This window comes from Curtobacterium sp. MCPF17_002 (genome assembly GCF_003234115.2).
GTDB lineage: Bacteria > Actinomycetota > Actinomycetes > Actinomycetales > Microbacteriaceae > Curtobacterium.
Genome location: NZ_CP126251.1, coordinates 3,778,665 through 3,804,822 on the forward strand (window position 1 = coordinate 3,778,665; position 26,158 = coordinate 3,804,822).

The 26,158-nt window shown below is 71.0% G+C and carries 31 protein-coding genes; 18 read left to right on the forward strand and 13 right to left on the reverse strand.

Annotation, left to right across the window (positions count from 1 at the left end; genetic code table 11):
* The first annotated feature begins 36 nt into the window (after positions 1 to 36).
* The 3 genes from DEJ28_RS17785 (at position 37) to DEJ28_RS17795 (ending at position 2,892) form a co-directional block, all read left to right on the forward strand.
* Entirely contained in the window at positions 37 to 891 is an 855-nt protein-coding gene (locus tag DEJ28_RS17785; RefSeq protein ID WP_111114511.1) for a helix-turn-helix transcriptional regulator, read from the forward strand.
* 8 nt (positions 892 to 899) lie between these two features.
* Entirely contained in the window at positions 900 to 2,072 is a 1,173-nt protein-coding gene (locus tag DEJ28_RS17790; RefSeq protein ID WP_258367922.1) for an MFS transporter, read from the forward strand.
* Positions 2,073 to 2,193: 121 nt separating this feature from the next.
* Positions 2,194 to 2,892 (forward strand): carboxymuconolactone decarboxylase family protein, encoded by a 699-nt coding sequence (locus DEJ28_RS17795; RefSeq protein WP_111114513.1) that lies wholly within the window; start codon positions 2,194 to 2,196, stop codon positions 2,890 to 2,892.
* Between the two features lie 21 nt (positions 2,893 to 2,913).
* On the opposite strand, the gene DEJ28_RS17800 is transcribed toward DEJ28_RS17795, so the two are convergent.
* Together DEJ28_RS17800 and DEJ28_RS17805 are read right to left on the reverse strand one after the other, a co-directional pair.
* Entirely contained in the window at positions 2,914 to 3,885 is a 972-nt protein-coding gene (locus DEJ28_RS17800) for an NAD-dependent epimerase/dehydratase family protein (protein ID WP_111114514.1), read from the reverse strand.
* Between the two features lie 165 nt (positions 3,886 to 4,050).
* Positions 4,051 to 4,539, reverse strand: coding sequence for a DUF4126 family protein (locus DEJ28_RS17805; RefSeq protein WP_111114515.1), 489 nt, complete (start codon positions 4,537 to 4,539; stop codon positions 4,051 to 4,053).
* A gap of 124 nt (positions 4,540 to 4,663) precedes the next feature.
* On the opposite strand from DEJ28_RS17805, the gene DEJ28_RS17810 reads away from it, so the two are divergent.
* From DEJ28_RS17810 to DEJ28_RS17835, 6 genes are all read left to right on the forward strand, one after another.
* Entirely contained in the window at positions 4,664 to 5,002 is a 339-nt protein-coding gene (locus tag DEJ28_RS17810) for a PadR family transcriptional regulator (RefSeq protein WP_111114516.1), read from the forward strand.
* A 2-nt stretch (positions 5,003 to 5,004) separates the two neighbouring features.
* Positions 5,005 to 5,421 carry a DUF1048 domain-containing protein gene (locus DEJ28_RS17815; RefSeq protein ID WP_111114517.1) on the forward strand — a complete coding sequence of 139 codons (417 nt, stop codon included), beginning with the start codon at positions 5,005 to 5,007 and terminating at the stop codon, positions 5,419 to 5,421.
* Positions 5,418 to 6,242: an ABC transporter ATP-binding protein gene (locus DEJ28_RS17820; protein ID WP_111114518.1), complete on the forward strand. Its 825-nt coding sequence runs from the start codon at positions 5,418 to 5,420 to the stop codon at positions 6,240 to 6,242. Before DEJ28_RS17815 ends, DEJ28_RS17820 begins: the two co-directional genes overlap by 4 nt.
* The gene (locus DEJ28_RS17825) at positions 6,242 to 7,003 is read left to right on the forward strand and encodes an ABC transporter permease (protein WP_111114602.1); all 762 of its coding nucleotides are present in this window, start codon (positions 6,242 to 6,244) and stop codon (positions 7,001 to 7,003) included. Before DEJ28_RS17820 ends, DEJ28_RS17825 begins: the two co-directional genes overlap by 1 nt.
* A 119-nt stretch (positions 7,004 to 7,122) precedes the next feature.
* On the forward strand, positions 7,123 to 7,764 hold the full coding sequence (locus DEJ28_RS17830) for an SDR family oxidoreductase (RefSeq protein ID WP_111114519.1): 642 nt from the start codon (positions 7,123 to 7,125) through the stop codon (positions 7,762 to 7,764).
* A gap of 2 nt (positions 7,765 to 7,766) precedes the next feature.
* Positions 7,767 to 8,486, forward strand: a complete 720-nt coding sequence (locus DEJ28_RS17835; protein WP_220034587.1) for an alpha/beta hydrolase — start codon at positions 7,767 to 7,769, stop codon at positions 8,484 to 8,486.
* Here the strand turns inward: DEJ28_RS17835 and DEJ28_RS17840 are convergent.
* The gene (locus DEJ28_RS17840) at positions 8,468 to 9,169 is read right to left on the reverse strand and encodes an SDR family oxidoreductase (RefSeq protein ID WP_111114520.1); all 702 of its coding nucleotides are present in this window, start codon (positions 9,167 to 9,169) and stop codon (positions 8,468 to 8,470) included. The genes DEJ28_RS17835 and DEJ28_RS17840 overlap by 19 nt on opposite strands.
* 95 nt (positions 9,170 to 9,264) lie before the next feature.
* On the opposite strand from DEJ28_RS17840, the gene DEJ28_RS17845 reads away from it, so the two are divergent.
* Positions 9,265 to 9,645, forward strand: coding sequence for a MerR family transcriptional regulator (locus DEJ28_RS17845; protein ID WP_111114521.1), 381 nt, complete (start codon positions 9,265 to 9,267; stop codon positions 9,643 to 9,645).
* Between the two features lie 146 nt (positions 9,646 to 9,791).
* On the opposite strand, the gene DEJ28_RS17850 is transcribed toward DEJ28_RS17845, so the two are convergent.
* The 4 genes from DEJ28_RS17850 to DEJ28_RS17865 all read right to left on the reverse strand — a co-directional run bounded on the left by DEJ28_RS17850 (position 9,792) and on the right by DEJ28_RS17865 (position 13,796).
* Positions 9,792 to 10,739, reverse strand: a complete 948-nt coding sequence (locus tag DEJ28_RS17850; RefSeq protein ID WP_181433613.1) for a helix-turn-helix transcriptional regulator — start codon at positions 10,737 to 10,739, stop codon at positions 9,792 to 9,794.
* A gap of 159 nt (positions 10,740 to 10,898) precedes the next feature.
* Entirely contained in the window at positions 10,899 to 11,186 is a 288-nt protein-coding gene (locus DEJ28_RS17855; protein ID WP_146248800.1) for a hypothetical protein, read from the reverse strand.
* 28 nt (positions 11,187 to 11,214) lie between these two features.
* Complete coding sequence (locus DEJ28_RS17860; protein WP_111114522.1) at positions 11,215 to 13,272, reverse strand: GMC oxidoreductase; 2,058 nt, start codon at positions 13,270 to 13,272, stop codon at positions 11,215 to 11,217.
* Between the two features lie 155 nt (positions 13,273 to 13,427).
* Entirely contained in the window at positions 13,428 to 13,796 is a 369-nt protein-coding gene (locus DEJ28_RS17865) for a VOC family protein (protein ID WP_111114523.1), read from the reverse strand.
* Positions 13,797 to 13,858: 62 nt separating this feature from the next.
* Here DEJ28_RS17865 and DEJ28_RS17870 point away from each other — a divergent pair, with 62 nt between their 5' ends.
* A complete protein-coding gene (locus DEJ28_RS17870; protein WP_111114524.1) occupies positions 13,859 to 14,305 on the forward strand; it encodes a MarR family winged helix-turn-helix transcriptional regulator in 447 nt (148 codons plus the stop codon).
* Here the strand turns inward: DEJ28_RS17870 and DEJ28_RS17875 are convergent.
* On the reverse strand, positions 14,298 to 15,929 hold the full coding sequence (locus DEJ28_RS17875) for an LCP family protein (RefSeq protein ID WP_111114525.1): 1,632 nt from the start codon (positions 15,927 to 15,929) through the stop codon (positions 14,298 to 14,300). The genes DEJ28_RS17870 and DEJ28_RS17875 overlap by 8 nt on opposite strands.
* A 142-nt stretch (positions 15,930 to 16,071) precedes the next feature.
* On the opposite strand from DEJ28_RS17875, the gene DEJ28_RS17880 reads away from it, so the two are divergent.
* Positions 16,072 to 16,677: a copper resistance CopC family protein gene (locus DEJ28_RS17880; RefSeq protein WP_111114526.1), complete on the forward strand. Its 606-nt coding sequence runs from the start codon at positions 16,072 to 16,074 to the stop codon at positions 16,675 to 16,677.
* Positions 16,678 to 16,711: 34 nt separating this feature from the next.
* On the opposite strand, the gene DEJ28_RS17885 is transcribed toward DEJ28_RS17880, so the two are convergent.
* Positions 16,712 to 17,596, reverse strand: a complete 885-nt coding sequence (locus DEJ28_RS17885) for an alpha/beta fold hydrolase (RefSeq protein ID WP_111114527.1) — start codon at positions 17,594 to 17,596, stop codon at positions 16,712 to 16,714.
* A 120-nt stretch (positions 17,597 to 17,716) separates the two neighbouring features.
* Here DEJ28_RS17885 and DEJ28_RS17890 point away from each other — a divergent pair, with 120 nt between their 5' ends.
* Positions 17,717 to 18,313: a TetR/AcrR family transcriptional regulator gene (locus tag DEJ28_RS17890; protein ID WP_111114604.1), complete on the forward strand. Its 597-nt coding sequence runs from the start codon at positions 17,717 to 17,719 to the stop codon at positions 18,311 to 18,313.
* Positions 18,314 to 18,344: 31 nt separating this feature from the next.
* Here the strand turns inward: DEJ28_RS17890 and DEJ28_RS17895 are convergent, their stop codons facing one another.
* Positions 18,345 to 19,193, reverse strand: a complete 849-nt coding sequence (locus DEJ28_RS17895) for a helix-turn-helix transcriptional regulator (RefSeq protein WP_349774940.1) — start codon at positions 19,191 to 19,193, stop codon at positions 18,345 to 18,347.
* 125 nt (positions 19,194 to 19,318) lie between these two features.
* Here DEJ28_RS17895 and DEJ28_RS17900 point away from each other — a divergent pair, with 125 nt between their 5' ends.
* The 5 genes from DEJ28_RS17900 (at position 19,319) to DEJ28_RS17920 (ending at position 23,431) form a co-directional block, all read left to right on the forward strand.
* Entirely contained in the window at positions 19,319 to 20,059 is a 741-nt protein-coding gene (locus DEJ28_RS17900) for an SDR family oxidoreductase (protein ID WP_111114529.1), read from the forward strand.
* Between the two features lie 55 nt (positions 20,060 to 20,114).
* Complete coding sequence (locus tag DEJ28_RS17905) at positions 20,115 to 20,894, forward strand: SDR family NAD(P)-dependent oxidoreductase (protein ID WP_111114530.1); 780 nt, start codon at positions 20,115 to 20,117, stop codon at positions 20,892 to 20,894.
* A 290-nt stretch (positions 20,895 to 21,184) separates the two neighbouring features.
* Positions 21,185 to 21,688, forward strand: a complete 504-nt coding sequence (locus DEJ28_RS17910; protein ID WP_284180761.1) for a hypothetical protein — start codon at positions 21,185 to 21,187, stop codon at positions 21,686 to 21,688.
* Positions 21,689 to 22,051: 363 nt separating this feature from the next.
* Positions 22,052 to 22,516: an MFS transporter gene (locus tag DEJ28_RS17915; protein WP_111114531.1), complete on the forward strand. Its 465-nt coding sequence runs from the start codon at positions 22,052 to 22,054 to the stop codon at positions 22,514 to 22,516.
* Between the two features lie 84 nt (positions 22,517 to 22,600).
* Positions 22,601 to 23,431 (forward strand): oxidoreductase, encoded by an 831-nt coding sequence (locus DEJ28_RS17920; protein ID WP_111114532.1) that lies wholly within the window; start codon positions 22,601 to 22,603, stop codon positions 23,429 to 23,431.
* 101 nt (positions 23,432 to 23,532) lie between these two features.
* Here the strand turns inward: DEJ28_RS17920 and dnaB are convergent, their stop codons facing one another.
* The 3 genes from dnaB to rpsR all read right to left on the reverse strand — a co-directional run bounded on the left by dnaB (position 23,533) and on the right by rpsR (position 26,147).
* Positions 23,533 to 24,900, reverse strand: coding sequence for a replicative DNA helicase (gene dnaB / locus DEJ28_RS17925; RefSeq protein ID WP_111114533.1), 1,368 nt, complete (start codon positions 24,898 to 24,900; stop codon positions 23,533 to 23,535).
* A gap of 522 nt (positions 24,901 to 25,422) precedes the next feature.
* Positions 25,423 to 25,875: a 50S ribosomal protein L9 gene (gene rplI / locus DEJ28_RS17930; protein WP_111114534.1), complete on the reverse strand. Its 453-nt coding sequence runs from the start codon at positions 25,873 to 25,875 to the stop codon at positions 25,423 to 25,425.
* A gap of 14 nt (positions 25,876 to 25,889) precedes the next feature.
* Positions 25,890 to 26,147: a 30S ribosomal protein S18 gene (gene rpsR / locus DEJ28_RS17935; RefSeq protein WP_017887834.1), complete on the reverse strand. Its 258-nt coding sequence runs from the start codon at positions 26,145 to 26,147 to the stop codon at positions 25,890 to 25,892.
* Positions 26,148 to 26,158 lie beyond the last annotated feature (11 nt).

Here is a 26,158-nt window from a genome sequence, read left to right on the forward strand (position 1 = left end):
CTGCTCCACGGAGCGGATGGCACCTACCGTGGACGCATGGACACGACCAACGAAGTGCGGGACTTCCTCCGCACCCGCCGCGAGCGCATCACGCCGCAGCAGGTCGGGCTGCCCGACTTCGGCGGCGCCCGACGCGTCAAGGGTCTGCGGCGCGAGGAGCTCGCCCTCGTCGCCGGCATGAGCGTCGACTACTACATCCGCCTCGAGCGCGGGAACCTCACCGGCGTCTCGGAGAGCGTCCTCGAGTCGCTGTCCCGTGCACTCCGGCTGGACGATGCCGAGCACGCACACCTGTTCGACCTCGCGCGGACGCAGAACGCCTCGGCCACCACCCGGCGGAGGGGCCCGACCTCGAAGGTCCGGCCGAACGTGCAGCGCGTCCTCGACTCGATGACCGCGCCCGCATGGGTGCGGAACGGCCGCTCCGACTTCCTCGCCGGCAACGCCATGGCGCGTGCGCTCTACGCACCGATGTTCCTCGAGCCGTCCGGCACCCCGAACACCGCCCGGTTCGCGTTCCTCGACCCCCGCGGTCGGGACTTCTGGCGCGACTGGGACGTCATCGCGAGCGACATGGTGGCAGTCCTCCGGGCCGAGGCCGCGCGGTCCCCGTACGACAAGGGCCTCACCGACCTCATCGGCGAACTGTCCACCCGGAGCGAGGAGTTCCGGCAGCGCTGGGCGGCGCACGGGGTGATGCGGCACGACAACGGCACGAAGCGCATGCACCACCCGGAGGTCGGCGACCTCGACATCACCTACGAGACGATGGAACTCGTGACGGACACCGGTCTGACCCTCATCGTCTACGGGGCCGAGCCGGGGTCCCCGTCCGAGGAACGCCTCCAGCTGCTCGCGAACCTCGCGGCCACCACCGCGGCGCACGCATGAGCGACGGGATGACCCGAGGCCGCACCCTGCTGTTCGCGATCGCGGGCGGTGCCGCCGTCGGCAACCTCTACTGGTCGCAGCCGCTCCTCGACGACATCGCCGCGTCCCTCGACACCTCCACGGCCGTCGCCGGGCTCCTCGTCACGCTCACCCAGGTCGGGTACGCCCTCGGCATCCTGCTCGTCGTGCCGCTCGGTGACGTCCTCGACCGGCGTCGCCTGGTCCCCGTCGTGCTCGTCGCGTCCGCGGTCGCCCTGCTCGGGGCCGCGGTCGCCCCGACGTTCACGACGCTCCTGGTCGCGTTGGCCCTCGTCGGGCTGACCACCGTCGCCGGGCAGCTCCTCATCCCGCTCGCCGGCGACCTGGCCGTGCCCGCGGAACGTGGGCGGGTCGTCGGCACCATCGCGTCCGGAGTCCTCACCGGCATCCTCGTGTCGCGGACCGTGAGCGGCATCGTCGCCGACGTGTTCGGGTGGCGCGCGATCTACGTGATCGCCGCGGTCGCCGCCCTCGTGTTCGCGGTCCTGCTGCGACGCGCGATCCCCGAACTCGGGCGCCGGGACCGGGTGCCGTACCCGACGCTCATCCTGTCGGTGTTCCGTGCCGTCGCGGCGCACCGGTCCGTGCAGGTCACCCTCGTCATCAGCGCGACGGTGTTCGCGGTGTTCACGATGTTCTGGACCGCGCTGACGTTCCTGCTCAGTGCCGAACCGTTCGGGTACTCGACGACCGCGATCGGTCTCGTCGGGTTGGCGGGACTCGCCGGCGCGGTCGCCGCCCAGCGCGTCGGTCGGCTGCACGACCGCGGCCTGTCGGTCCCCGTCACCGGTGCGGCGCTCGTCCTCGTGCTCGTCTCGCTCGTGATCGCCGGCATCGGAGCGCGCTCGATCGTGGTCGTGCTCGTCGCGGTGGTCCTGCTCGACGTCGGGGTCCAGGGCGCGAACGTGCTCAACCAGACGCGCCTGTTCGCCATCGACCCCGCCGCGCGCAGCCGGCTCAACACCGCGTTCGTGACGGGCAACTTCATCGGCGGCGCCATCGGGTCGGCCATCGCTTCCGTCCTGTGGAACGCCGGCGGGTGGACCGCCGTCACCGTGGGTGCCGCGATCCTGATGGGCTTCGCCGTCACCGTGTGGGCCGTGCACCGTCGGCGCGGCCTGGTCGTCACGGCCGCGCACTGACCCGTCGGACGGCACCGGCGGCACCGGCGGCACCGGCGGCACCGGCGGACGGTCGTGGTCGCGGAAAGGGGGTGAGGACCGTACCTCCCTCCCGCCGCGGTCCCGGTCGTAGCGTCGAGGCATGCGCATCACCGAGACCGACCCCGAGTTCACCCAGTACTCCACCGCGTTCGTCGCGGAGACCCTGCGGCACGCGTCGCTCAGCGACCACGACCGGCTCGTCGTCCAGATCGGCGCGGTCGTCGCCGCAGGTGCGCAGACGACGTTCCGGGACCTGCTCGGGACGGCGCTCGACGACACGGTCACCCCGGTGGAGGCGAAGGAGGTCGTGTACCAGGCCGTCGCCTACGTCGGGCTCGCACGCGCCTCGGAGTTCCTCGCGATCACGAACGAGGTCCTGACCGCCCGCGGGGTCGCCCTGCCGCTCGAGGGTCAGTCGACGACCACCCCGGAGGACCGTCTCGAACGGGGTCGCGCGGTCCAGGGCACCGTCGTCGGTTCCGAGCGGGTCGACGCCATGTACGACGGCTCGGACGACGACACACTGCACTTCCAGCGGTTCCTGTCCGGCAACTGCTTCGGGGACACCGTCGGACGGACCGGACTCGACCTCCGGACGCGCGAACTGCTGACCTTCGCGATGCTCGTCGCGCTCGGGGGCGCCGACGGGCAGGTGCGCGGGCACGTCGCGGGCAACCTGCACGTCGGCAACACCCGTGGGGACCTGCTCGACGTGCTGACCGTGCTGGTGCCGTGGATCGGCTACCCCCGGACGCTCAACGGGCTCACCGCGGTGAACGAGGGTGCGCCCGCGGCCTGACCTCCGGCCGCGCGTCGCTCGTCAGACGACGAGGGGCGCGGCGACGTCGAGTTCGCCGTGGTCGACGAGCCAGCGCACCGCATCGAGCACGGTCTCCTCGGCGGTGTACGCCGGGGCGTACCCGAGCAGCCGCCGCGGCTTCTCGGTGCTGAACACCTGGCTGCGCGACAGGTGCTCCCAGCTCGCACCGGCGTGCTCCGGAGCCGTGGTCTCGCGGAACCGGTCCCACGTGACGGACTCGAGCCGCGCCTCCAGTCCGAACCAGGACGCTGCGAGCTGGGCGTACCCACGCGCGGTGAGCGCCGTCGGGGCCGTGATGAAGAAGTCCTCGCCGGCCACCTGATCGCGGCGTTCGATGGCGAGCTCGAACGCCTGCGCGACGTCGTCGGCGTGCACGTGCGCCATCGTCTCGGCGCCGAGGCCGGGCACCTCCACGACATCGCCGGCAGCGAGCTTCGTCCAGACCGACGGGTCGAGGTTGCCGAGCGGGCCGATCGGCATCCAACCCGGGCCGCTGATGTGCCCGGGGTGGATCGACGTCGTCGCGAGACCCCCAGAGGCGGTTTCGTCCTTGAGCATCCGGGCGATGGCGTCCTTCTGCGTGCCGTACTCGCCGAACGGAGGTGTCGCGTTCTCCTCGGTGATCGGGACCACGGACGAGCGGCCCGCGCGCCAGATCGACCCGCAGTGCACGAGGTGTGTGGCCGTTCCACGGAGCGCGGCGACGAGCGCCTCGGCGGACGCCAGCGTGAAGCAGACCAGGTCGACGACGGCGTCGGCACGGAGTCCGACGATCCGTTCGCCGAACGTGCGGTCGCGGTCCTCCTGCTCGCGGTCGGCCGTGACCTGCTCGACCTGCTGCCACTCCGGGGAGTCGACGTAGGCGGTGCGGGTGCCGCGGCTGATGGTCACGACCTCGTGGCCGGCACGGACGAGGCGGGGGACGAGGAACGTGCCGATGTGGCCCGTGGCTCCGATGACGACGATGCGCATGCGGCCCACCGTAGGCCGGGGTGAGGGGAGCGGGTCGTTCTGTCCCATCGCACCCGCAGTAGGAGGTCGAATCGCGCATGGGAGGTCAGAAGTTCCTGCATCCCATGCGCGGAATCGCCTCCTACGAGCGGAACGACCTCCCACGCGCGGAACGACCCCCACCCGTCAGTCGGCGGTGATCACCTTGATCGAGCCGGCGATGGTCGCGGCGTCCTCGGCGAGCCCGACGACGGGGTCCGGCAGCTTCGTCGCGGCCCCGACGGCCTTGCGGACGGCCCAGCCGACGAACGAGCCCACGATCGCCCCGACGCCGCCGAGGATCGCGCCCTCGATGCGGAGGTCCCGCTTGCCGGTGGTGCCGAGTGCCGCACCGGCGAGCGCACCGGACGCCACGCGACCGACGAGTCCGGTGGGGGAGATGCGGTTCGGGGTCTTCGGCATCTTGTCGCCGATGAGCTCACCCACGGCGGACGCGACGAGGAGGCCGCGGCCGAGCGGTGTGCTGAAGACCTTCCAGTCCTGCCACGAGCCCTTCAGTGAGGACCGGTCGTGGTTCAGCGCCATCACGGCGAGCGGGGTGGCGCTCCGGCCGCCGCTGAGGATGCCCAGCACCAGGGTGCGGACCAGGGTGTGCTGCTCGTTCTTCTTGCTCATCGTCACTCCTTGTCGTGTCCGTCGAAAAGTACTCTTGCGCTCCTGGTACTCAGCGTTACTATGTACTGGTAGTCAGCATCACTGAGTAGTAACGACGGGCGACCGTCCGCCACAGGAGGAGCGCATGCCCAAGCAGGAGACCGAGATGCTCAAGGGCATCCTCGAGGGGATCGTCCTCGCCGTGCTCGTCGGCCGACCGGCCCACGGGTACGAGATCACCGCCTGGCTCCGGGAGCAGGGCTTCACCGACATCGCCGAGGGCACGATCTACGCCCTGCTCGTCCGCATCGAGCAGCGCGGCCTCGTCGACGTCGAGAAGGTCCCGTCGGAGAAGGGCCCGCCGCGCAAGGTGTTCACCCTGAACACCCGCGGCCGCGAACAGCTCGACGACTTCTGGACGGCGTGGGCCTTCCTCAGCGACCGACTCGAGCAGCTGCACGACACCACGAACGGACAGGACTGACCATGGGCATCTCGATCTCCGACATCACGACCAAGCTCATCGGCGACAAGAAGCGCTGGCGGGCGTACAAGGCCCGCACGGCGACGCTGCCGACGAGTCACCGCACCGCCGTCGACGGCATCGAGCGGTACCTCATGTACACCGGCCCGAGCGACGGCGACCAGCTCATGCGCATGCTCGACGACCTCGCCGACCTGTTCGAGCAGAGCGCCGCGGACGGCACGAGCGTCCGCACCGTCGTCGGTGACGACCCGATCGCCTTCGCCGAGGACTTCAAGGCGAACTACGGCCTCGGCTCCTGGTTGAGCAAGGAACAGCAGCGCCTGGTGGACGCGATCGCCCAAGCCGACGAGACAGACGCAGACCACACGGACCACACGGACGACGACGAGACGGCGCGGGGAGGCGATCCCGCATGAGCACGGCCATCCGGGTCCGCGGACTCGAGAAGTCCTTCGGCGACCTGCACGTCCTCCGCGGGGTCGACCTCGACGTCGAGGCCGGCACGGTGACCGCCCTGCTCGGCTCCAACGGCGCGGGCAAGACCACCGCGATCCGGATCCTGGCGACGCTCGCGAAGGCCACGGGCGGCACCGCCCTCGTCGCCGGACACGACGTCGCCGCCGCACCGGGCGCCGTCCGCGAGGCGATCAGCCTCACCGGGCAGTTCGCCGCCGTGGACGAGGTGCTCACCGGCCGCGAGAACCTCGTCCTCGTCGCCCGGCTGCGCCACCTCCCGCACGCCGGCCGCATCGCCGACGGCCTGCTCGACCGCTTCTCGCTGACCGAGGCCGGGTCCCGGCGAGCAGGGACCTACTCGGGCGGGATGCGGCGCCGGCTCGACATCGCGATGAGCCTCATCGGCGAGCCCGCCGTGGTCTTCCTCGACGAACCCACCACGGGCCTCGACCCGGAGGCACGCCTCGAGGTCTGGGACGCCGTCCGCGCCCTCGCCGCCAGCGGCACCACCGTGCTGCTGACGACGCAGTACCTCGACGAGGCCGAGCAGCTCGCGGACCGGATCGCGATCCTGCACGAGGGCCGCATCATCGCGGACGGCACCCTCGCCGAGCTCCGACGGCTGCTCCCGCCCGCCCGGGTCGAGTACGTCGAGAAGCAGCCGACGCTCGAAGACGTCTTCCTCGCCGTGATCGGGCACGACACCGCCGGCAACGGCACCGCCGGGCACGACACCGCCGGCGCCCGCACCGCCGGACCGCACCAGAAGGAGGTCGCGTGATGAGCGCCCACCCGATCCACGACACCGCCGTCCTGACCGGACGCTCCCTCAAGCACGTCTGGCGGAGCCCCGACACGATCATCACCACCGCCGTGATGCCGATCGCCTTCCTCCTGCTCTTCGTGTACGTCTTCGGCGGCGCGATCGACACCGGCACCGGCTCGTACGTCGACTACCTGCTGCCCGGGATCCTGCTCATCACCGTGGCGTCCGGGGTGGCGTACACCTCGTACCGACTGTTCCTCGACCTGCAGGCAGGCATCGACGAGCGCTTCCGATCGATGCCCATCGTCCGCGCGGCGTCGCTCTGGGCGCACGTCCTCACCTCCCTCGTCGCGAACCTCGTCTCGGTGACGGTGGTCGTGGCGGTCGCCGTGCTGATGGGCTTCCGGAGCGGTGCCGGCATCGGCGCGTGGCTCGCGGTGCTCGGCATCCTGGTGCTGTTCACGCTCGCCCTCACGTGGGTCGCGGTCGTGGCCGGCCTGTCCGCGAAGTCGGTCGACGGGGCGAGTGCGTTCTCGTACCCGCTGATCTTCCTGCCCTTCATCAGCTCGGCGTTCGTGCCGACGGACACGATGCCGGGTCCGGTCCGCTGGTTCGCGGAACACCAACCGGTCACGTCGATCGTCGACTCGATCCGTGCGCTGTTCGCCGGGCAACCGCTCGACGCCGACCTCTGGGTCGCCCTGGCCTGGTGCACGGGGATCCTGCTCGTCGCCTTCGGCGCCGCGACCCTGGTGCAGCGTCGTCGGGTCGGCTGACGTGACCAGTCGACGGCCTGGAGGCCCGTGGCGGCGCCGCCACGGGCCTCCAGGCCGTCTGCCGGTCACCTGCAGGGCGTCACCCGGTCCACGGAGCCGCCACGAGTAGCGTCCGCCGCATGAGCGACATCATCCTGTTCGGTGGCCACGGCAAGGTCGCGCTCCTCGCGACGCGCATCCTCAGCGACCGTGGACACCGGGTCACCTCCGTCATCCGCGACCCCGACCAGGCGGACGAGATCCGCGCCCACGGCGGCGAGCCGCACGTGGCGGACATCCAGCAGCAGACCATCACCGACTTCGCCGAGCTGATCCACGGGCACGACGCCGTCGTGTGGTCCGCCGGAGCCGGCGGCGGATCGGCCGACCGCACCTGGGCCATCGACCGCGACGCCGCCGTGCTGTCGGTGCAGGGCGCCGCCAAGGCCGGCGTCGACCGCTACGTGATGGTGTCCTGGTCGGGGTCCCTCCTCGATCACGGCGTGCCGCAGGACAACGACTTCTTCGCGTACGCGCAGTCGAAGATGATCGCCGACGCGGTGCTCCGCGACTCGGGCCTGCGCTGGACGGTCGTCGCGCCGAGCACCCTGACGGACGACGAGCCGACCGGCTCGATCGACTGGGACGGCTCCTCGAGCGAGGTCCCGCGCGGGGACGTCGCGCACGTCGTCGCCGACGCCCTCGAGACCGACGCGACCGTGGGCCGGACGATCCGCTTCAACACCGGGTCGACGCCGATCGCGGACTTCCTGCGGAGCTGACCGTGCCGACCCCGACGCTCCTGTTCGTCCACGGTGCCCTCGTCCGCGACGGTGACTGGTGGTGGTCCCGCACTGCCGACCTCCTCCGGCAGCGCACCGGCATCGAGAGCCGCGCCGTCGCACTGCCGTCCTGCGGCGAGACGGACGGAGGCGGCGGCGACCTCGCCGACGACGCCGCCGCACTCCGCCGTGCCCTCGACGGGACCACGTCGGCCATCGTCGTCGGGCACTCCTACGGCGGCACCGTGATCGCCGAGGCCGGACCACACCCCGCCGTGCGGCACCTGCTCCTCGTGTCGTCCTACCTGCCCGAGGTCGGCTCCACGCAGGGGTCGATCATGTCCACCGAGCCGGACCCCGTCACGATCCGGCCGGACGACTCCGGCCGGATCGTGCTCGACGGGTACGACGTGGCGTCGTTCGGCGCCCGGTTCCTGCAGGACGCCGACGAGGCGACGCAGCAGGCAGCGTGGGAGCGGACCACCGCGCAGGACCTCCGTGCGTTCGGGACCCCGACGAGTGCGGCCGGCTGGTCCGGTGTCGACTCGACGGCGATCGTCTGCACGGAGGACCGATCGACGACCGTCGGGCTCCAACGGCTGCACGCGGCCCGGGCGACCCGTACCGTGGAACTGCCGACCGGGCACCACCCGTTCATCACCCGGCCGGACCTGGTCGTGGAGCAGATCGAGGCGGTGCTGGCTCAGGCGAACTGGGCGTAGAACCCCTCCGGCGCGTGCGCGAGCGAGGCCTTCACGAGCGCGCTCCACTCGTCCACGACGACCTCGGCCGCGTCCCGCTCGACGCCGTCGAGCGACGCCTTCGCCACCTCGGCCGGGTCGATCATCGGGCCGTCGTACCCGGCCATGATGTCGGTGTCGGCCGCGCCGAGGTGGAGTCCCTGCACGCTGATGCCCTTCCCGGCCAGCTCGAGCCGGACCGCGTTCGTCATGTTCCACTCCGCTGCCTTCGCCGCCGCGTACCCGCCGGAGCCCGGGTGCACGAACCACGACAGCGCTGACAGGACGTTGACGATCCCACCGCCGCCGTTCGCCTCGATGACCGGCGCGAACGCCCGGACCATCTCGAGGTTGCCCCAGAAGTGCGTGTCCATCTCGCGGCGGACGTCCGTCAGGTCGCCGGTGACGAGCGAGCCCTGGGTGGCGATGCCGGCGTTGTTGACGAGCAGCGTCACGTCGGACGCTGCCGCAGCGGCAGCGGCGATCGAGGCGTCGTCGGTGATGTCGAGCGGCAGCACCTCGACGCCGGCGATGTCGACGAGCTCGGGCCGCCGAGCGGTGGCGTAGACCTTGGCCGCGCCACGTTCGAGCAGCTGCAGGGCGAAGCGTCGTCCGATGCCACGGTTCGAGCCCGTGACGAGTGCGACCGATCCAGCGATGTCCATGGTGTTCCTCCTGCCGCGCGGGCCCTTCCCGCTCCGGCTCGGCTACGCTAAGACCTCACATGGATGTCAGGGGCAAGCCCGGATCGGAGAACCACATGCGCATCGGTGACCTCGCTGCCGAGACCGGGGTGAGCGTCCGTTCGCTCCGGTACTACGAGGAGCAGGGACTGCTCGCCGCCGACCGCACGCCGAGCGGCCAGCGCACCTACGGACCGGCGGCCGTCGAACGGGTGCAGCTCGTGCAGCAGCTCTTCGGCGCCGGGCTGCCGAGCCGCACGATCGTGCAGCTGCTGCCGTGCGTCGACGCCGGTGTGGCGACGCCGGAGTCCTTCGCGCTGCTCGTCGCCGAACGCGACCGGATCACCGCGCAGATGGCGGAACTCGAGGCCGCACGCGACCGACTCGACGACGTGATCACGATCACCGAGCACCCGACGGCCGAGCACTGCCCGGCGCTCCGGCCCCAGGCCGCCTGAGCGGGGGCGGCGCCGCGCTGCGCCGCGCTGGTGCGAGCGCCCCGCGCCGCGGTCCTGGTGCGAGGTTCCGTAATCCGTGCGACGCCGCGCGGGTCGCACCGAGAACGCAACCTCGCACCACGACGACCCACACGCCGCGCCCGCGGTCACCTCCGTCGTGCGGCCTGCCACGTCTCCCGCGGCAGCACGCCGAACTCGTCGCGGTAGCTCCCCGCGAAGCGCCCGAGGTGCGCGAAGCCCGCGGCCCGCGCGATCTCGCCGATGCTCCGCTCGTCGCCGGACTCGAGCTGCTCCCGTGCCAGCAGCAGCCGGATGCGCCGCAGGTACGTCGTCGGCGTGATGCCGTGGTGTCGCCGGAAGGCCTCCTGCAGCCCGCGGACGCTCAGGCCGGCCGCGGCGGCCACGTCGTCGACGGTGATCTGCTCGGTCGCGTGGTCGAGCAGGAAACCCTCGGCCCGTGCGAAGCGTGCGGCCGCGGCCGTGCGGGGTTCGTGCTGCCCCACGGGCCAGTGCGGGATCGCGGTGAGCAGCCCGCTCGCCGCGAACCGGGTCAGTTCGCGTTCCCGTTCCGCGGTGATCTCAGCGGGGCCACGCAGCACCTCGGACGCGACGGCACGGACCATCAGCCACCAGGCCGCGAGCGCCGGGCCCTCGGGGATGTGGCGCGGCCGGAACTCGAGGGGACCGGGGTGCCAGGCGCCACGCTCCGCCGCGACCTGCTCGACGACCGTGCGGTCGATGCGGATGAGGTCGAGCTGGAAACGGTCCCAGAGGACGCGCTGCGGATCGTGGCGGAACAGGACGGGCCGTCCGGTCTGGACGGCTTCGCCGTCGACCCGTCCGTGCCCGGACTTGATCCAGAACACCGTCATCGCCGCGTCGGCCTCGACGTCGGCGGACACGACACCGGTGCACGCCATGGACACCAGGGAGAGCAGGTCGGTGCCGCGCCGCCGCGCCTCGAACTCGAGCGCGGCCCGGCCGTCCTCGACGCGGGCCGAGCGCACGTCGGGCAGCTGCGTCACCAGTTCCGCCGCGGTGGACGGGTCAACGGCGGTCGCGGACCACTGCGCCCGCTGGAGCATGCCGGCCATGGTCAGGCCTTCCCGGGCAGGAGTGGCTGCAGGAGCCTGCTGGTCGTCGTCTTCCCGACGCCGTGGGTGCCGTTGAGCCACACGATCATGCTCGGACCGTAGCGCACGAAACGGCATGGTCGGGAGTGGACGGACCGGACTGGCCGCCGACGGCACTGCTCAGCGCCGGTACGGTTCGTCCGCGTCCTCGGGTCGGACGGCCCCCCGGACGGTGAGGGGTGTGGCCGTGTACCGCCCGCGGCCGTGCCGTCGGTCACTGATCGCGACGGTGAGGAGCACCCCGCCAAGGACGGTCCAGACGCCTCCGATGACCCAGCGCCACGTCTCCGTGCCGAGCACGGCGAGCGTGAGCCACAGCACGCCGATCAGGGTCCAGGCGATGCCCTGCCAGATGCGCGGGCGACCGACGATCGTCCGCCAGGGGTCGCGACCGGCTTCGTTGCTCATGACGGAAGGCTAACCCGGCGCGCCGGGTTCACGCGCGCCCGGCCACCATCGCGTCGATCGTCCGCATGGCCGTCGCGAAGATCGTCAGCACCGGGTTCACGCCCCCGTTCGTGACGTGCACGGACCCGTCGGCGACACGGAGTCCGTCGTGCCCCCAGACGCGACCGAACGGGTCGACGACCGAGGTCGCCGGGTCCGTCCCCATCCGGAGCGTGCCGGCCTGGTGCTGCCCACCGCTCGTGCCGGTGACCGGGCCGTGCAGCTCGGCGACGCGGATGGCCCCGGCGGCACGCAGCCAGTCGGCACTCCGGGCGCTCGTGTGGTCACGGGCGCGGACGTCCTCGGCGTGGACGCCGCCGCTGAACCACGCCACCGGGATCCCGTGCCGGTCGGTGACGGCGGGGTCGACGCGGACGCGGGCGTCGGCGGTGGTGACCTCCTGGACCGGGCCCATGATCCGCATGCTCCGCCGCGCGAGGTCGCGCATGGCGTGCTTGGCGGCGAGGCCCGAGCGCGGGATGAGCCCGGTGCCGACGAGGTACTGGTAGGTGTTCGACGGGGTGGCGATGAACTCGTTCGCCAGGATCCCGCCGCCGACCTGTCCGTCGACGCCGTGCCGGAAGTCGGTCGTCGCGATGGAGGGTCCCGGTCCGAGGCCGTCGTCCACGACGTCGTCGAAGATCCCCATCGCGCCGCCGTACACGTGGCCCTGCAGGTGTCGGCCGACCTGGTCGGTGCCGTTCCCGATGCCGTCGGGTTCGTGGTCGCTGCGGCTGTTGAGCAGCAGCCGCGCCGACTCGACGGCGCCCGCCGCGACGACCACCTCGGCGGCGTCGACGTCGGCGGCCCAGTCGCGGCCGTCCGCGGTGCCGACGATCGTGACGCCGACCACCCGGCCGGTGCCGTCGGTCCGGAGCCGGGCGACCCGGCTGTCGAGCAGGATCGAGGCGTTCCCGGTCGCGAACGCCCGGGTCAGCATGGTGTTCTGGCTGCCGTTCTTCGCGTCGACCGGGCAGGCGAAGCCGACGCACATGCCGCACTGCTCGCACGCCCGGCGACCGAGGTACGGCGTCGAGTTGATGAGGAGCGGCACGTGCACGGTCGAGATCCCGAGGACTCCTGCGGCCCGGGCGAGACGCTCCCGGGCGGCCCCGGACGGCAACGGCGGCATCGGGAACGGCCGCGTGCGGTCGCCGGACCACGGGCCGTCGGTGTCGCCGCCGCTGACGCCGACCTCCCACTCGGCCCGCTCGTACCAGGGCTCGAGCTCGTCGTACCCGAACGGCCAGTCGGCGAGGCTGCTGCCCTCCGGCACGCCGTAGGTCGACGCCATCGCGAAGTCCCGCGGCCCGAACCGCCACGCCTGCGCGCCGTACACGCGGGTACCGCCCCCGGCCGTGCCGGCGTTGCCGTGCCAGCCCGGCGACGACGGCCGGAGCAGCAGTCGCTCCCGCCCTGCGGAGACCGTCCGGGGGTTCCCGGCGTCGACCGGTCCGGTCCGCGGAGCGACACCCCAGGACGACCGTGGGTTCCGGATGTGGTCGCTGCTGAGTTCGGCGGTTCCCGGCCAGCGTCCGGCCTCGACGACGAGCACGCGCCGTCCCGACTCCGCCAGACCGCACGCGGCGACGCCGCCGCCGGCCCCGGAGCCGATGACGATCGCGTCGTACCGGTCCGCCAACGCCGACGGGTGGACCACGGTGGGCACCGCGGTCGCGACGGGCACGGGGACGCTCCACCCGTCCGGTGGTCCGGGCTGCCAGCCGACCATCTCCCAGGAGCGCTCACCGGCGTTGCCGCCGTTCGCCGCGTCGGCGTAGTAGCCGGCGGACACGAGTTCGGCGAACCAGACGAGGTCCGGATCGTCCTCGGCGACGGCCGCGTCGTCGTCACGCTCGACGACGGCGCGGAGCCGGTCGAGCCAGTCCGGCCGGTCCTCGAGGACCGCCGCCAGGAACTCGAGGGCGCCTGCGTCCGCGGCCGACGGGTACTCGTCGCCGGGGACGACCCGGTCGACCAGCACGCGCAGCCGCGCCTGGTTCGCGTGGACGAACGCGCGCTGCGCGGTGACGGGGCCTTCCGTCATCGTCGACCTGCCCTCCGGGCGGCTCCGGCGCCGCCCTCGATCACGGTACCGGTCCGCGGACCGGTGACGGGCCCTGGACCGGACCGGGCCTGGAGGCGCGGTGCGCGTCCGACCCGCACCGCGCCTCCAGGCCGTGGTCGCGCCCGGACCCGACGTCAGGCGCGGTCGTGCAGGGTCACGTGGTACCCGTCGGGGTCGGCGAAGGTGAACGTGCGGCCGAAGGGGCCGTCGATCGGCGCGGACACGATGGCGTGACCGTCGGCGACGAGGGCGTCGTGGATCGCCTGGACGTCGGTCGCGTGCAGCCAGATCGCCGCACCGATGCCGGGCTGTGCGACCGCGTCGAGGTCGGTCCCGGGGACGGTGTCCCGGAGCGCGAAGGCGATCGGTGTGGTCGTGAAGACGACCGCGTGCGGGGGACCCGCCGGCGACCGGACGAGCCCGAGGTACTGCTCGTAGAAGGCCTGCGACGCGTCGAGGTCGCGGGTCTGGAGGGAGATGAAGTCGGGTCCGGTGACGGGCATGGTGCGCTCCTTGTGGTCGTGTCAGTCTTCTGACACGGGACAACCTATGTCAGACTACTGACATGAGTCAACACGGCGACGGCATCGACCTCGACACGTCCCTGGGCTACCTGCTCAAGGAGGCCGCCAGTGCCCTCCGGACCTCGATGGAGGCCGTGCTCCGGCCGCTCGGGATGACCATGACGCACTACTCCTGCCTCGAACTGCTGGCGCAGCGACCCGGCCTGTCGAACTCCGAGCTCGCCCGCGGGGCCTTCGTGACCCGGCAGTCGATGAACGTGCTGCTGCAGGCACTCGAGCGCGACGGCTTCGTGACGAGGCCGCCCGAGGCGCCGGTCGGGAAGGCCCTGCCGACCCGGCTGACCGACACGGGGCGGGAGCGCCTCGAGCACGCGTCCGCCGCCGTCCGGTCCGTCGAGGTCAGGATGACCAGCGGGATGACCGACGACGAGCAGGCCGCCGCGCTCGGGGCGCTGCGGAGCATGGTCCGGTCGCTGCGGGCTAGTTGATGCAGGCGCCCTGGTCGCCGTAGGCGTTGCCGACGGGGGCGGTGGACGGGGTGCTCTTCGGTTTCGGGTTCGCCGTGGTGGCGGCCGTCGGGCTGCTCGTGCCGGTCGAGCCGCTGGTGGTGCCGCTCGTGCCGGTCGTGCCGGTCGTGCCGGTCGCGGTCGTGCCGCTGGTGGTGCCGCTCGTGCCTGCCGCCGTCGTGCCGCTGGTGGTGCCGCTCGTGCCTGCCGCCGTCACGGTGTGGCCGTCCGTCCCGAGCACCAGCGTGACGCCGGTGACCTGGGTCGACAGGACCGCCGTCGCGCCCGGCACGACGTTCGCGACGGCCTTCGCCTGGGCCTCCGCGCCCTTCGGGTACTCGACGACCGTCGCGGTCGTCGTCGTGGTGTCCGAGGGAGCCCCCACGACGAAGCCCTTCGCGGTCAGCGCCGACGAAGCCGCCGTCGCACCCCCGGCCGTCGACCCGCCGTTCTGCACCGTGACGTGGACGCTCGAGGGAGCGGCCGCGTGCGCCGATGTGTACGCGGCCGGAGCGCCGACGATGCTCTGGATGAACGCCGGCATCGCCCCGAAGTCCACCGCGACGGTCGAGTACCCGTCGATGGTGGGCGTGCCCGCCGTCGGGATCGCGGTCGACCGGATGTTCGACAGGTCGATGCTCCGGAACGTGTTCACGAGGCTCGGGATGCTCAGCCCGTCGTCGATCTGGATCGAGTCACCGACACCGTGCAGCAGGTTCGAGACCTTCACCGGGTTGAGGAGCGTGTCCGCGGACAGGGCCTTCCGGGCCTCCTGGGACAGGAAGTACTGCTGCCGGACCTCACGGTCGAGGTCGCCGCGGGGCAACCCGTCCCGCTGCCGGACGAACGAGAGTGCCTGGGACGCGTCGAGCGTCGAGTTCCCCGCGGGCAGGTCGACGTTCGAGTTCGTGTCGTGGACCGCCTCGTTGAGGCAGACCTGCACCGGGCCGAGCGCCTTGACGAGCTGGTAGAAGCCGAGCAGCGAGACCCGGACGAAGTGGTCGATCGTCAGGCCGCTCATGTTCTCGATCGTCTGCATGAGGAGCCGCATGCCGCCGGCGTCCCCGCCGCCGTTCGCGGCGCCGTCCGAGAAGGCGCTGTTGAGCTTGAACGTGCCGTGCCCGGGGATCTGCACCCACGAGTCGCGGGGGAACGAGATCATCGTCGCGCTGCCGCCGCCCGCCGGGATGTGCAGCACGATCATCGAGTCGGTGTTGGTCGCTCCGCCGTCGAGCTGGGTCCCGAGTTCCGCGAGCTCCTGCGGGGTGGCGTCGGCCGGCCGGTGGTCGTCGCCGACGAGCAGGATGTTCTGCGCCGCACCGTCGGCATCCGGGGAGGACGACGCGTGCGGCAGCGCCACGTGCACCTTCGTCAGGCTGTCGTCGAGCTGCGCGTACGACCACGCCGCGTACCCGCCGGTGAGGACGAGCGCCATCGCGAGGACGCCGCCGATCGCCGGGAAGACGACCCGGCCGGTACGGCGCTGGCGGCCGTGGCGGACGGGGGTGCGTCGCCGTCCGCGGCTGGCGGGGTGGTGCAGGTCCGTCCCGGCGGGGTGCTGCTCGGGCTCGGTCGGGTCGGGTGACTCGAAGGGGTCCTCGTTCATGGCCACACCGTAGGAACGGTCGCTGCGGAACACCCCGGGCGCTCTGTGCCGATGTTCAGCCCGCACCGCGCGGAGCATCTCGCCCTGATCGTGGCGCAGCTGACGGAGCACCCCGGGGCGCTGACGTAGGGTTCGGTCCGTGATGTCACCTGTGCAACCACGAAGGAACCGGCGTCGTGGCACCACCCTCGTCGTCCTGATGCTGGCCGCCGTGTGCTCCGGGGTCTTCGCCGGCGTCGCATCCCCGGCATCGGCGCACTCAGCGCTCACCGCGAGCACACCCGCTGCGGGTGCGGAGGTGCCCTCCGACCTCGATCGCGTCGACCTCACGTTCTCCGAGGCACCGATCGCCGGGCTCGACGCCGGCCTCCGCATCGAGGTGCGGGACGCAGACGGCTCGGACGAGTCCACCGGGGACGTGATCGTCAGCGGCACGACCATGTCGAAGGCCGTCGACCTCTCCGCCGGCCCGCACACGGTGCTGTGGCGGTACGTGTCACCCGACGGACACCCGGTCGATGGTCAGATCGACTTCACCGTGCGCGCGGCTGCGTCGTCGTCAGCTGCGTCCGGCGCTCCGTCTGCCCCGGCTGCTCCGACTGCGTCGCCGAGCGCCTCTCCGTCGGCAGCGGCGACCGCTGATGCCGGGGTCTCCGGCGGGCCCTTCGTGTGGGTGCTGGGCGGGGTCGTCGCGGTGCTCGTTGCGGGGTCCGTGGTCGCCGTGGTCCGTCGGGGTCGGCGCGCCTGACCGCGCGTGCGTGACCGGGCGCGCCTGACCGCGCTCAGCCGAGGAAGTCGCGGAGGGCCGCGGCGAGGAGCTCGGGCTGCTCGTCGGGGATGAAGTGTCCGGAACCGGGAACCGTCACGTTCCGGGCATCGTCGGCGTACGGACGGACGGGTGCCGTCATGTCGGGGATGCTGCCGAACTCCGCACTGACACCGAGGACCGGCATCGTGAACCGCCTGGTCTCCAGGAGCGCACGGTTCTGCTCGGCGGAACGTGCGGCCGCACGGTAGTAGGCCAGCCCGGCGTGCACGCCGCCCTCGGCCGCGAACGACGCCGCGTAGGCATCGATGTCCGCTTCCGAGAACGTCGACGGGTCGTGCGTCTTCGCACGGAGGAACCAGGCGATGTAGTCCCGCTCGTGCCCTCGCAGCAGGACCTCCGGCAGGTCGTCGACCTGGTGGAACGCGAAGTGCCACGTCTTCCACGCCCGCTCCGGGTCGAGCGGGACGGCGTCCGGCATGGTGATGCCGGGGATGCCGGCGTCGAGGAGCGCGAGGTGGTCGATCTCGTCCCCGTACAAGAGGCCGTACGGGAAGGCCGTCCACGCGCCGACGTCGTGCGCGACCAGGGCGTACCGGGTCACCCCGAGTTGCTGCAGGAGGTCGTGCACGCGGATCGCCATCGCCTGCGTGTCGTAACCGACGGCTGGACGATCCGATCCGCCCTGCCCCGGGAGCTCGGGGATCACGAGTCGGTACCGGTCCGCGAGGTGCACGGCCGCCCGGAGCCAGGCGCGGGCGTCCTGCGGGAAGCCGGCCAGGAGCACCACGGTCGGACCGGTCGGGTTCCCGCCGACGAGCGCGTGCAGACGGACGCCGTCGACGTGGCGGTACTCGTCGGCGAAGTCGTTCCGGTTCGGTGTCGTGGTGGGGGTGCTCATCGTGCTCCTCGTGCTCGTCCGGGCTGTTCTGCAGGGCCACCCTAGCGATGTTGTATCGATCAGTCCAAGATAGGATGACGTGAGCGGAACGCGCACGACGGACCGCTGGAGGTGCAGGCGATGGCGGGGAAGAAGGCGTTCGACGCCGACGCGGCGGTCGAGGCGGCGATGCTCGTCTTCTGGGAGCGCGGCTACGCGGACTCGTCGTTGGATGCCCTCGGCGCTGCGATGGGCGTGGGCCGGAGCTCCTTCTACAACGCCTTCGGCGACAAGGCCGGGTTGTTCCAGCAGTGCCTCGCTCGCTACGGCAGCCGCTACGGCGACCGGTACGAGCAGGCACTCGCAGCGCCGGAGGGTGACGTCCGCGCCGCGCTCACCTCGTTCTTCGAGGTGACGCTGGACCGGATCGCCGACCCGGCCGTGCCGCGCGGATGCCTGATCGCACAGTCGGTGATCGCCAGCCCGACCCTCCCGCCGCAGGCGGCCGCGCAGGCGGAGATCCTCCTCGGCCTGCAGCGTCGGCGGATCACGACGGCACTCGTCGCGGCCGGCGTCGCCGCGCCGGCGGCGGAGGACGTCGCACTGCAGGTGGCTGCCGTCAACCAGTCCCTGGCCGTCCTGAGCCGGACCGGTCTGAGCCCCGAGCGGCTCGGATCGGTGGCACGCGCTGCCGTCGTCGCAGCTGTGAACGGGATCGGCGCGGGCACGCCCTCGTGACGGTGCCCGGTGCGGCTGGTCTCCGGTGTGCTCAGGACTGCAGCGGCGGGGTGGCCAGCGAGTCGAGCATGCGGAGCTTCTCGGCTGTCGGGCTGTCCTCGTCCGCGTAGTACACGACGAGGACCAGGTCCTCGAGCTGCATCTTCTCGCGGTGGAGTTGCAGCGCTCCGAGGACCGGGTGCTCGATCTGCACAGCACCACCGCTGAAGGTCCGCACGCCCTGCCGTGCCCATTCCTCGCGGAACCGAGCGCTCGCAAGGGAGAGCTCTCCCACCAGTTCGATCGCGCGCGGCTCGTCGACGTCGTCCCCGAGCGAGTGCCGGAACAGTGCCACGAAGTCGCTCACCGATCGTTCCCATTCCACGTGGAACTCCCGCTCCTCCGGATCGAGGAGCAGTGACCGGAGGCGGTTGTTGCCCGGGGCGAGACGTGGCGAGAACGTGATGGCCGACGCGTTCGCGGCGAGGACGTCGAAGTAGCGGCCTTCGATGAACGCCGGGGACGCGATGGACGCGAGCAAGTGATGCAGCCGTGCCGGGACGCGTTCCTCGCGCTGCCGCCGTCGGGCACGGGGTCGCGGAGTCGCGAGGGACATGAGGTACGCGGCCTCGACGTCGTCCAGCTGGAGCACCCGTGCGAGCGCCTCGAGCACCTGCATCGACGGGTTGCTGTCGCGACCGCGCTCGAGCCGGAGGTAGTAGTCCGCGCTGATCCCGGCGAGCAGTGCGACTTCCTCGCGCCGGAGTCCCGGCACGCGTCGGTTCGGTCCCGCGGGGAGACCGGCTCGATCGGGCGTGAGCAGACCGCGGCGAGCGCGCAGGTACGCGCCCAGCCTGTTCGCTCCACCCTCGTCGTCCACAGACGCAACGGTAGTTGTCACGCCGCCGCTGAGGGAGGCCCTGCCACTCCCCGGACCACCAGGGATCTTCCCCGGCCTGCGGGCCGTCCCCACGATGGGAGGACGCCCCACGCAGGGCGACCAGTCACCACACGGGAGAACACACCATGGACATCAGCGGACGCACGGTCCTCATCGTCGGAGGCACCTCGGGCATCGGCCTCGGTCTCGCTCACCGGTTCGCCGGGGCGGGCAGCACGGTCATCGTCGGCGGGCGCACGATCGACCGCGTCACGGACTTGGAGACCGTCCGGATCGACGTGACGGACGCCGATTCGGTCGTCCGTGCCCGAGACGAGGTCCTCGAGCGGCACCCGGAGCTCGACGTCGTGGTCACGATGTCGGGCGTCATGATCCCCGAAGACCTCCGCGACCCCGATCACTTCACCGCTGCGGAGACGACGATCGACGTGAACCTGCTCGGCACCATCCGGGTGATCGACGCGTTCACACCGCACCTCATCGCCCGCGCAGACGGGGACATCGTGACGGTGACCTCGGGCATCGCGCACCTTCCCTTCCCGCTCATGCCGACGTACGGCGCGTCCAAGGCGGGCGTGCACGCCTACAGCGAGGCGCTCCGCCCGCAGCTGGCCGGCGTGGGCGTGCGGGTCACCGAGCTCGTACCGCCTGCGGTCGCGACCGAGGCACAGGGCGGGATGAACCCCGCCGCGCTCCCGCTCGACGACTACCTCGACGAGGTCATCCAGCTCATCACCGCGCCGGACGCCCCGGACGAGATCGTCGTCGAGGCCGCGCGGCGTCTCCGCTGGGCTGAGCGTGACGGCACCTACGACGACCTCCTCGCACAGCGGTCACAGGCGCTCGCGATGCTCCCCGGCCACTGATCTCGGAACCGAGCCGAAGAACCACCACCGACACACTGCAGGAAGTAGGAACACCATGAGCGGATTGGCCGTCATCACCGGAGCATCGTCCGGAATCGGTCGGGAGTACGCCCGACGCATCGCATCGCAGGGAACGGACCTCATCGCGGTCGGCCGACGCCGGGAGCGTCTCGACGAGCTCGCCGTCGAGTTCCCGGACGTCCGGGTGCAGACCGTCGTCGCGGACCTCTCGACGCACGAGGGCATCCGAAACGTGATCGCGGCTGTCGGCGACCAGGCGGTGACCCTGCTCGTCAACAACGCCGGCGTGGCCCACTACAAGGCCTTCACCGACCTGGCCGAGGAGCAGGCCGCCGAACTCGTCGGCGTGAAGGTGCTCGCCCCGACCCTCCTCACTCGTGCGATCGCACCGGGGATGGTGGAGCGCGGTTCCGGTCAGGTCGTCAACGTCGCCGGCATGATCGCCTTCAGCGGGCCGGCCAGCCTCGAGCAGGTCGGACTCCGACGTGCCGTCTACGCGTCGACGCTCGCCTACACGCTGGCCCTCTCGCAGACCCTCCACGCCGAGCTCTCGCCGAACGGTGTCGCCGTGCAGGCGCTGCTCCCCGGCGTCGTGGCGACCGAGTTCCACGAGCGCCAGGGCATGGACCTGTCGGCCGCTCCCCGGATGACCGCTGCCGACGTCGTCACCGCGAGCCTGCGTGGCATCGAACTCGGAGAGACCGTTACCGCGCCCGGCGTGGAGCAGGGCGAACTGCTCGACGAGGTCTTCGCGGCGGACCTGGCGGCCTTCGGCGGACAGTCGCCGCAGCTGGCGACCCGCTACCGCGTCTGACCGACTGCCTGCGTCGAGCCGGGCCAGCGGCTCCTGGTACGGTGACGGCGCCCGGCCGTGACGGCCGGCTACCGGTTGGGGGGGACAAGGAGCGACTCGGCGTCCCGTCGCAGCCGTCGGCAGCTCCTCCGACGAGTGCATCTCGTCCCTCGACGATCCCTGTCGTCGTCGCGATCGGCCTGGCGACCGCTGCGCTGTCCGGCTGCACCGTGGAGAAGGAGCCCCCTGTCGACCCGGAGATCCGGTGGGAGGGGGCCGCTCCGACCGGACCTCTCGAAGACGACCCGTGGGTGCAGGCAGTGCGCGCCGAACTCGAAGCGGAGGCGGTGGCCCGCAACCGCAACGACTTCAGCATCCCCGAGTTCGCCCGAACAGCGACTCCCGTGTACATCGATCGCGTCTCCGCGAACGCCATCGAAGCCATTTCGAACAACGGGCGCACCAAGCTCTCACCCGGCCCACTGCCGTTCACCCCCACGGCGGTGGAAGTGGGGTACTGGAACAAGGGCGAGGACTTCGCAGCGGTGCGCGGCTGCGTTGCCGGGCGATGGGCGACGGAGTCCGGTGTGCCGACCGGCGAGATCGACGGTGTCGGAATCGAGTACCGGCTCGAGCGCGACCACGACGGACTGATGAGGGTCAGCTCGACCAGTAGCGTCCCCGATCTCGATTGTGGGGCCCTCGACCCGTTGCCCACAGCGCTGTTCGACCCGGCGCCGGAGCCGTCCGGAGTGACGGACGTCCGTGACGTCGTGCGGCCTGACGGGACCACGTCCGGTCCGAGGTCTCGATAAGGCGGCAGCACTCGCTCGCTGTGATGTCCCGGAACGTTGTGTCGAGGGTCAGTCGTTGAGGAGCCGATGCGTGAAGGCCGCCCGGTGACGTGAGCAAGTGGAGCTGCGCATTCGTGCTCGGAGGCGTGATCGCGGCAGTGACGGTGGCCGCCCAGCTCCTCAGACGCTGATAGCCCGAAGACCGCACGATGGATGGGTGCTCAACGAGTGGAAGGCGGAGCAGCCGATCATCCCGCTCCGGCTGTTCCGAAGCTCCGGTTCCTGTACCTCGGCGCGATGATGGGGTTCTTCTTCTTCACGACGTAGTTCCTGCAAAAGGTCTTCGTTCGGTCGCCGCTGCAGGCGGGCCTCGGGTTCCTGCCGATGAGCGTCGTCAACTTCGCCGTCGCCATCCTCGTTCCGCGACTGCTCCGCCGCGTCTCCGCCGCCCAGGTGATGCTCGCCGGGGTCATCTTGACCGCTGCCGGCATGTGGTGGCTCGCGCAGGTGCAGGCCGACTCGTCCTTCCTGCTCGGTGTCGCCCTCCCGATGGTCGTCATCGGCGCCGGTCAGGGCCTCACCTTCGCCCCGCTGACCGGGTTCGGCCTCGACGGCGCGATCGCATCGGACGCCGGAGCAGCGTCCGGCCTGGTCAACACCGCGCACCAGCTCGGCAGCTCCCTCGGCCTCGCCGTCCTCGTCGCCATCAGCACAGCCGCCGCCGGTGGCACCGGCGTTGCGGCAGTGGTCACTCGTACCGACGCCGCTCTGACCGCAGCCACCGTGCTCCTCGTCGCCGGAGCGGTCCTCGCCGCCGTCGGAACCGTCCGACGACGAACCACTCACTGACGGGTACCACTGGCCCCTGCCACACCCGAACGCGTCGGCCTACCGTCGACTCCACCCGAACCCCCACGACGAAAGGCAGAACCCATGGCAACGTGGCTCATCACCGGATGCTCGACCGGACTCGGTCGGGCACTCGCCGAGGCCGTCCTCGACCACGGCGACAACGCCGTGGTGACCGCCCGTGACGTGTCTGCCGTGCAGGACATCGCGGACCGCCACCCGGACACCGCACTCGCGGTCGCACTCGACGTCACCGACGACGACACGGTACGCGCAGCCGTCGAAGCCGCAGAGCAGCGCTTCGGAAGCGTCGACGTCCTCGTCAACAACGCCGGGTACGGCTACCGCGCCGCCGTCGAGGAAGGTGAAGACGACGCCGTCGCCCGGCTCTTCGACACCCATGTCTTCGGCACCGTCCGCACCGTCAAGGCCGTCCTCCCGGGCATGCGGGCTCGTCACAGCGGCACCATCGTGAACCTGTCGTCGATCGGCGCGCGGATCTCACCGGAGGGCTCCGGGTACTACGCCGCCGTCAAGGCCGCGATCGAGGCGCTCACCCTCTCGCTGCGGAAGGAGGTCGCTCCGCTCGGCATCACCGCGATCGCCGTCGAGCCCGGCGGGTTCCGCACCGACTTCGCCGGCCGGTCCCTGACCCAGGCGGCGGAGCCGATCGCGGACTACGCCGACACGGCGGGCAAGCGACGCAAGGAACACGACACCGTGGACGGCAAGCAGCCGGGCGACCCTGGCAAGGCTGCAGCGGCGATCATCCAGGCTGTCGAGTCCGAACACCCGCCGTTCATGCTGCTGCTCGGGAACGATGCCTCGAACGGGTTCCGCGCCGCGCTCCAGTCACTGCTCACCGAGGTCGACGAGTGGGAGTCGCTCAGCCGGAGCACCGACATCGACGAGTGATGCCTCTCCGTCCGGATCAAGGTGCGTGGTCTGGGCCCTGCAGAGCTTTCGGCGACGAGTTGGGTGCGAAGGGGACAAGTCGTGCGCGCGACGACAGATGGTCACTGCGGCATGTCGACGAACCGCGAGAACATCCCGTGGAACGCCACCGTGATGGTGTCCGTCGGGCCGTTGCGGTGCTTCGCCACGATGAGGTCCGCCTCACCCTGACGCGGGTTGTCCTTCTCGTACGCCGACTCGCGGTGCAGCAGGATGACCATGTCGGCGTCCTGCTCGATCGAGCCCGATTCGCGGAGGTCGGAGATCTGCGGCTTCTTGTCCGCACGCTGCTCGGGTCCACGGTTCAGCTGCGACAGTGCGACGACGGGCACCTGGAGTTCCTTCGCCATGAGCTTCAGCGCTCGGGAGAACTCGGAGACCTCCTGCTGGCGGCTCTCGACCTTCTTGCCCGAGGTCATCAGCTGCAGGTAGTCGATGACGACCATGCGGAGGTTGTGCTGCTGCTTGAGGCGCCGGCACTTCGCCCGGATCTCGACGAGCGTCATGTTGGGGGAGTCGTCGATGAAGAAGGGCGCGTCGTTGATGCGCCCGCGGGTCTGCGCGATGGTGGTCCAGTCGCGGGAGTCCACGGTGCCCTTGCGCATGTTCTGCAGGGGCACGCTGGACTCGGCGGAGAGCAGACGCATCGCGATCTCCGCGCGGCCCATCTCGAGGGAGAAGAACGCGGCGGTCTCGTTGTGCTTGATCGCGGCCGCGCGGCACAGGTCGAGGGCGAGCGTCGACTTCCCGAGTGCGGGACGGGCGGCGATGATGATGAGCTGCCCGGGGTGGAAGCCGTTGGTGAGCCCGTCGAGCTGGGCGAAGCCGGTCGGCACGCCGGTCATCTGGCCGTCGCGGCCCTTGGCGGCCTCGATCTCGTCGAGCGCCGCGGAGATGGCCTCGGTCAGGGGGACGTAGTCCTCGGTCTGCACGCCGCCCGCGACGTTGTAGACCTCGGCCTGGGCACTGTTGACGAGGTCGGTGACCTCACCCTCGGACGCGTAGCCCATCTGCACGATGCGGGTGCCGGCGTCGACGAGGCGTCGGAGCACGGCCTTCTCGGCGACGATGGCGGCGTAGTAGCCGGCGTTCGCCGCGGTGGGCACCATGCTCGTCACGCTGTGCAGGTACTCGGCGCCGCCGGCACGGGAGAGCAAACCCGTCTTGGTGAGCTCGTCCGTGACGGCGATGACGTCGGTCGGTTCGCCGTGCGAGTAGAGCGAGAGGATCGCGTCGAAGATGACCTCGTGCTTCGGGATGTAGAAGTCCACACCACGAGCGGTCTCGATCACGTCGGCGACGGCGTCCTTCGACAGGAGCATGCCGCCGAGGGTCGACTGCTCGGCCAGGAGGTCGTGCGGCGGCGTGCGCTCCATCCCACCGCGCTCCGCGTAGTCCTGCGGTGCGGCTTCAAGATGTGCGATCGACACACGCTCTCCTCTTGTTCGAACGATCTGACCCGAACCGGCCAGCCGCGTCATTCCTACCCCGGGCGACCGACATCGCCGAGTCGCTGGGCCAAGCTACGGGGACAGAGTTATCCCCAGCAAACAGCCCTGTGGATAACTCTGTGGAGAGTTTGCGGAACACGCCGGAGTGCTGTGTGGACAACTGTGGACGGAGGTGTGGACAACTCGGGTGGGGAACACACTTTCGACCGCCTGACCTGGGCTTTTGTGTTCCACACCATGTGTGGAGAACTGGGGTTCAAGTACCCCTTGAAGGTTCCGATTTGACACGATTCCCCTGTGTAAAAACAGTTGACAAACAGGAACCTGAGGACAACTTTCCCAAGCCGTTCCCAGCAAGCGCGACCCCGTCTGAGAGGTAACCCGTCAGCCCAGCGCACCCCGCGCCTCCAGGCCCGGATCTGGTCGTGAGCACCTCGACAACGCAACGACGGGCGGGCCTCCCGGAGGAGACCCGCCCGTCGTCAGCGGTGTGCTGTCGGACTACTTGGCAGCGACGACCTGGAGCGAGATCACAGCAGTGATGTCCTCGCGCAGACGCACGGTGGCCTCGTGGTCACCAACGGTCTTGATGGTCGCGGGGACCTCGACCTTGCGCTTGTCGAGCGAGCCGACGCCCTGCGCCTCGACGGCGTCAGCGACGTCGCCGGGACGGACGGAGCCGAACAGACGACCGTCCTTGCCGGCCTTGACGGTCAGCTTGATGGTCGCGTTCTCGAGCTTCATCTTGAGGTCCTGTGCCTCTTCGATGGTGGCGAGCTCGCGTGCGGCACGTGCCGCACGGATCGACTCGACCTGCTTCTCGCCGCCCTTGGACCACGAGACTGCGAAGCCCTGCGGGATCAGGTAGTTGCGGGCGTAGCCGTTCTTGACGTCGATGACGTCACCGGCGGAACCGAGGCCGGAGACCTCGTGGGTGAGGATGAGCTTCGACATGTGTCGACCTCCGATCAGCGGCCGGAGCCGGCGTAGGGGAGGAGCGCCATCTCACGGGCGTTCTTCACGGCACGGGCAATGAGGCGCTGCTCCTGGACGGAGACGCCGGTGATGCGACGGGCGCGGATCTTTCCACGCTCCGAGATGAACTTGCGAAGGGTCGCAACGTCCTTGTAGTCGATGACGCCGACCTTGATCGACTTCGCGGGAGCGGCGTTCTTGCCGCCCTTACCGCGAGGCTTCCGGCGGTCGCCGGTGCTCTTTCCAGCCATTGTTTGTCCTT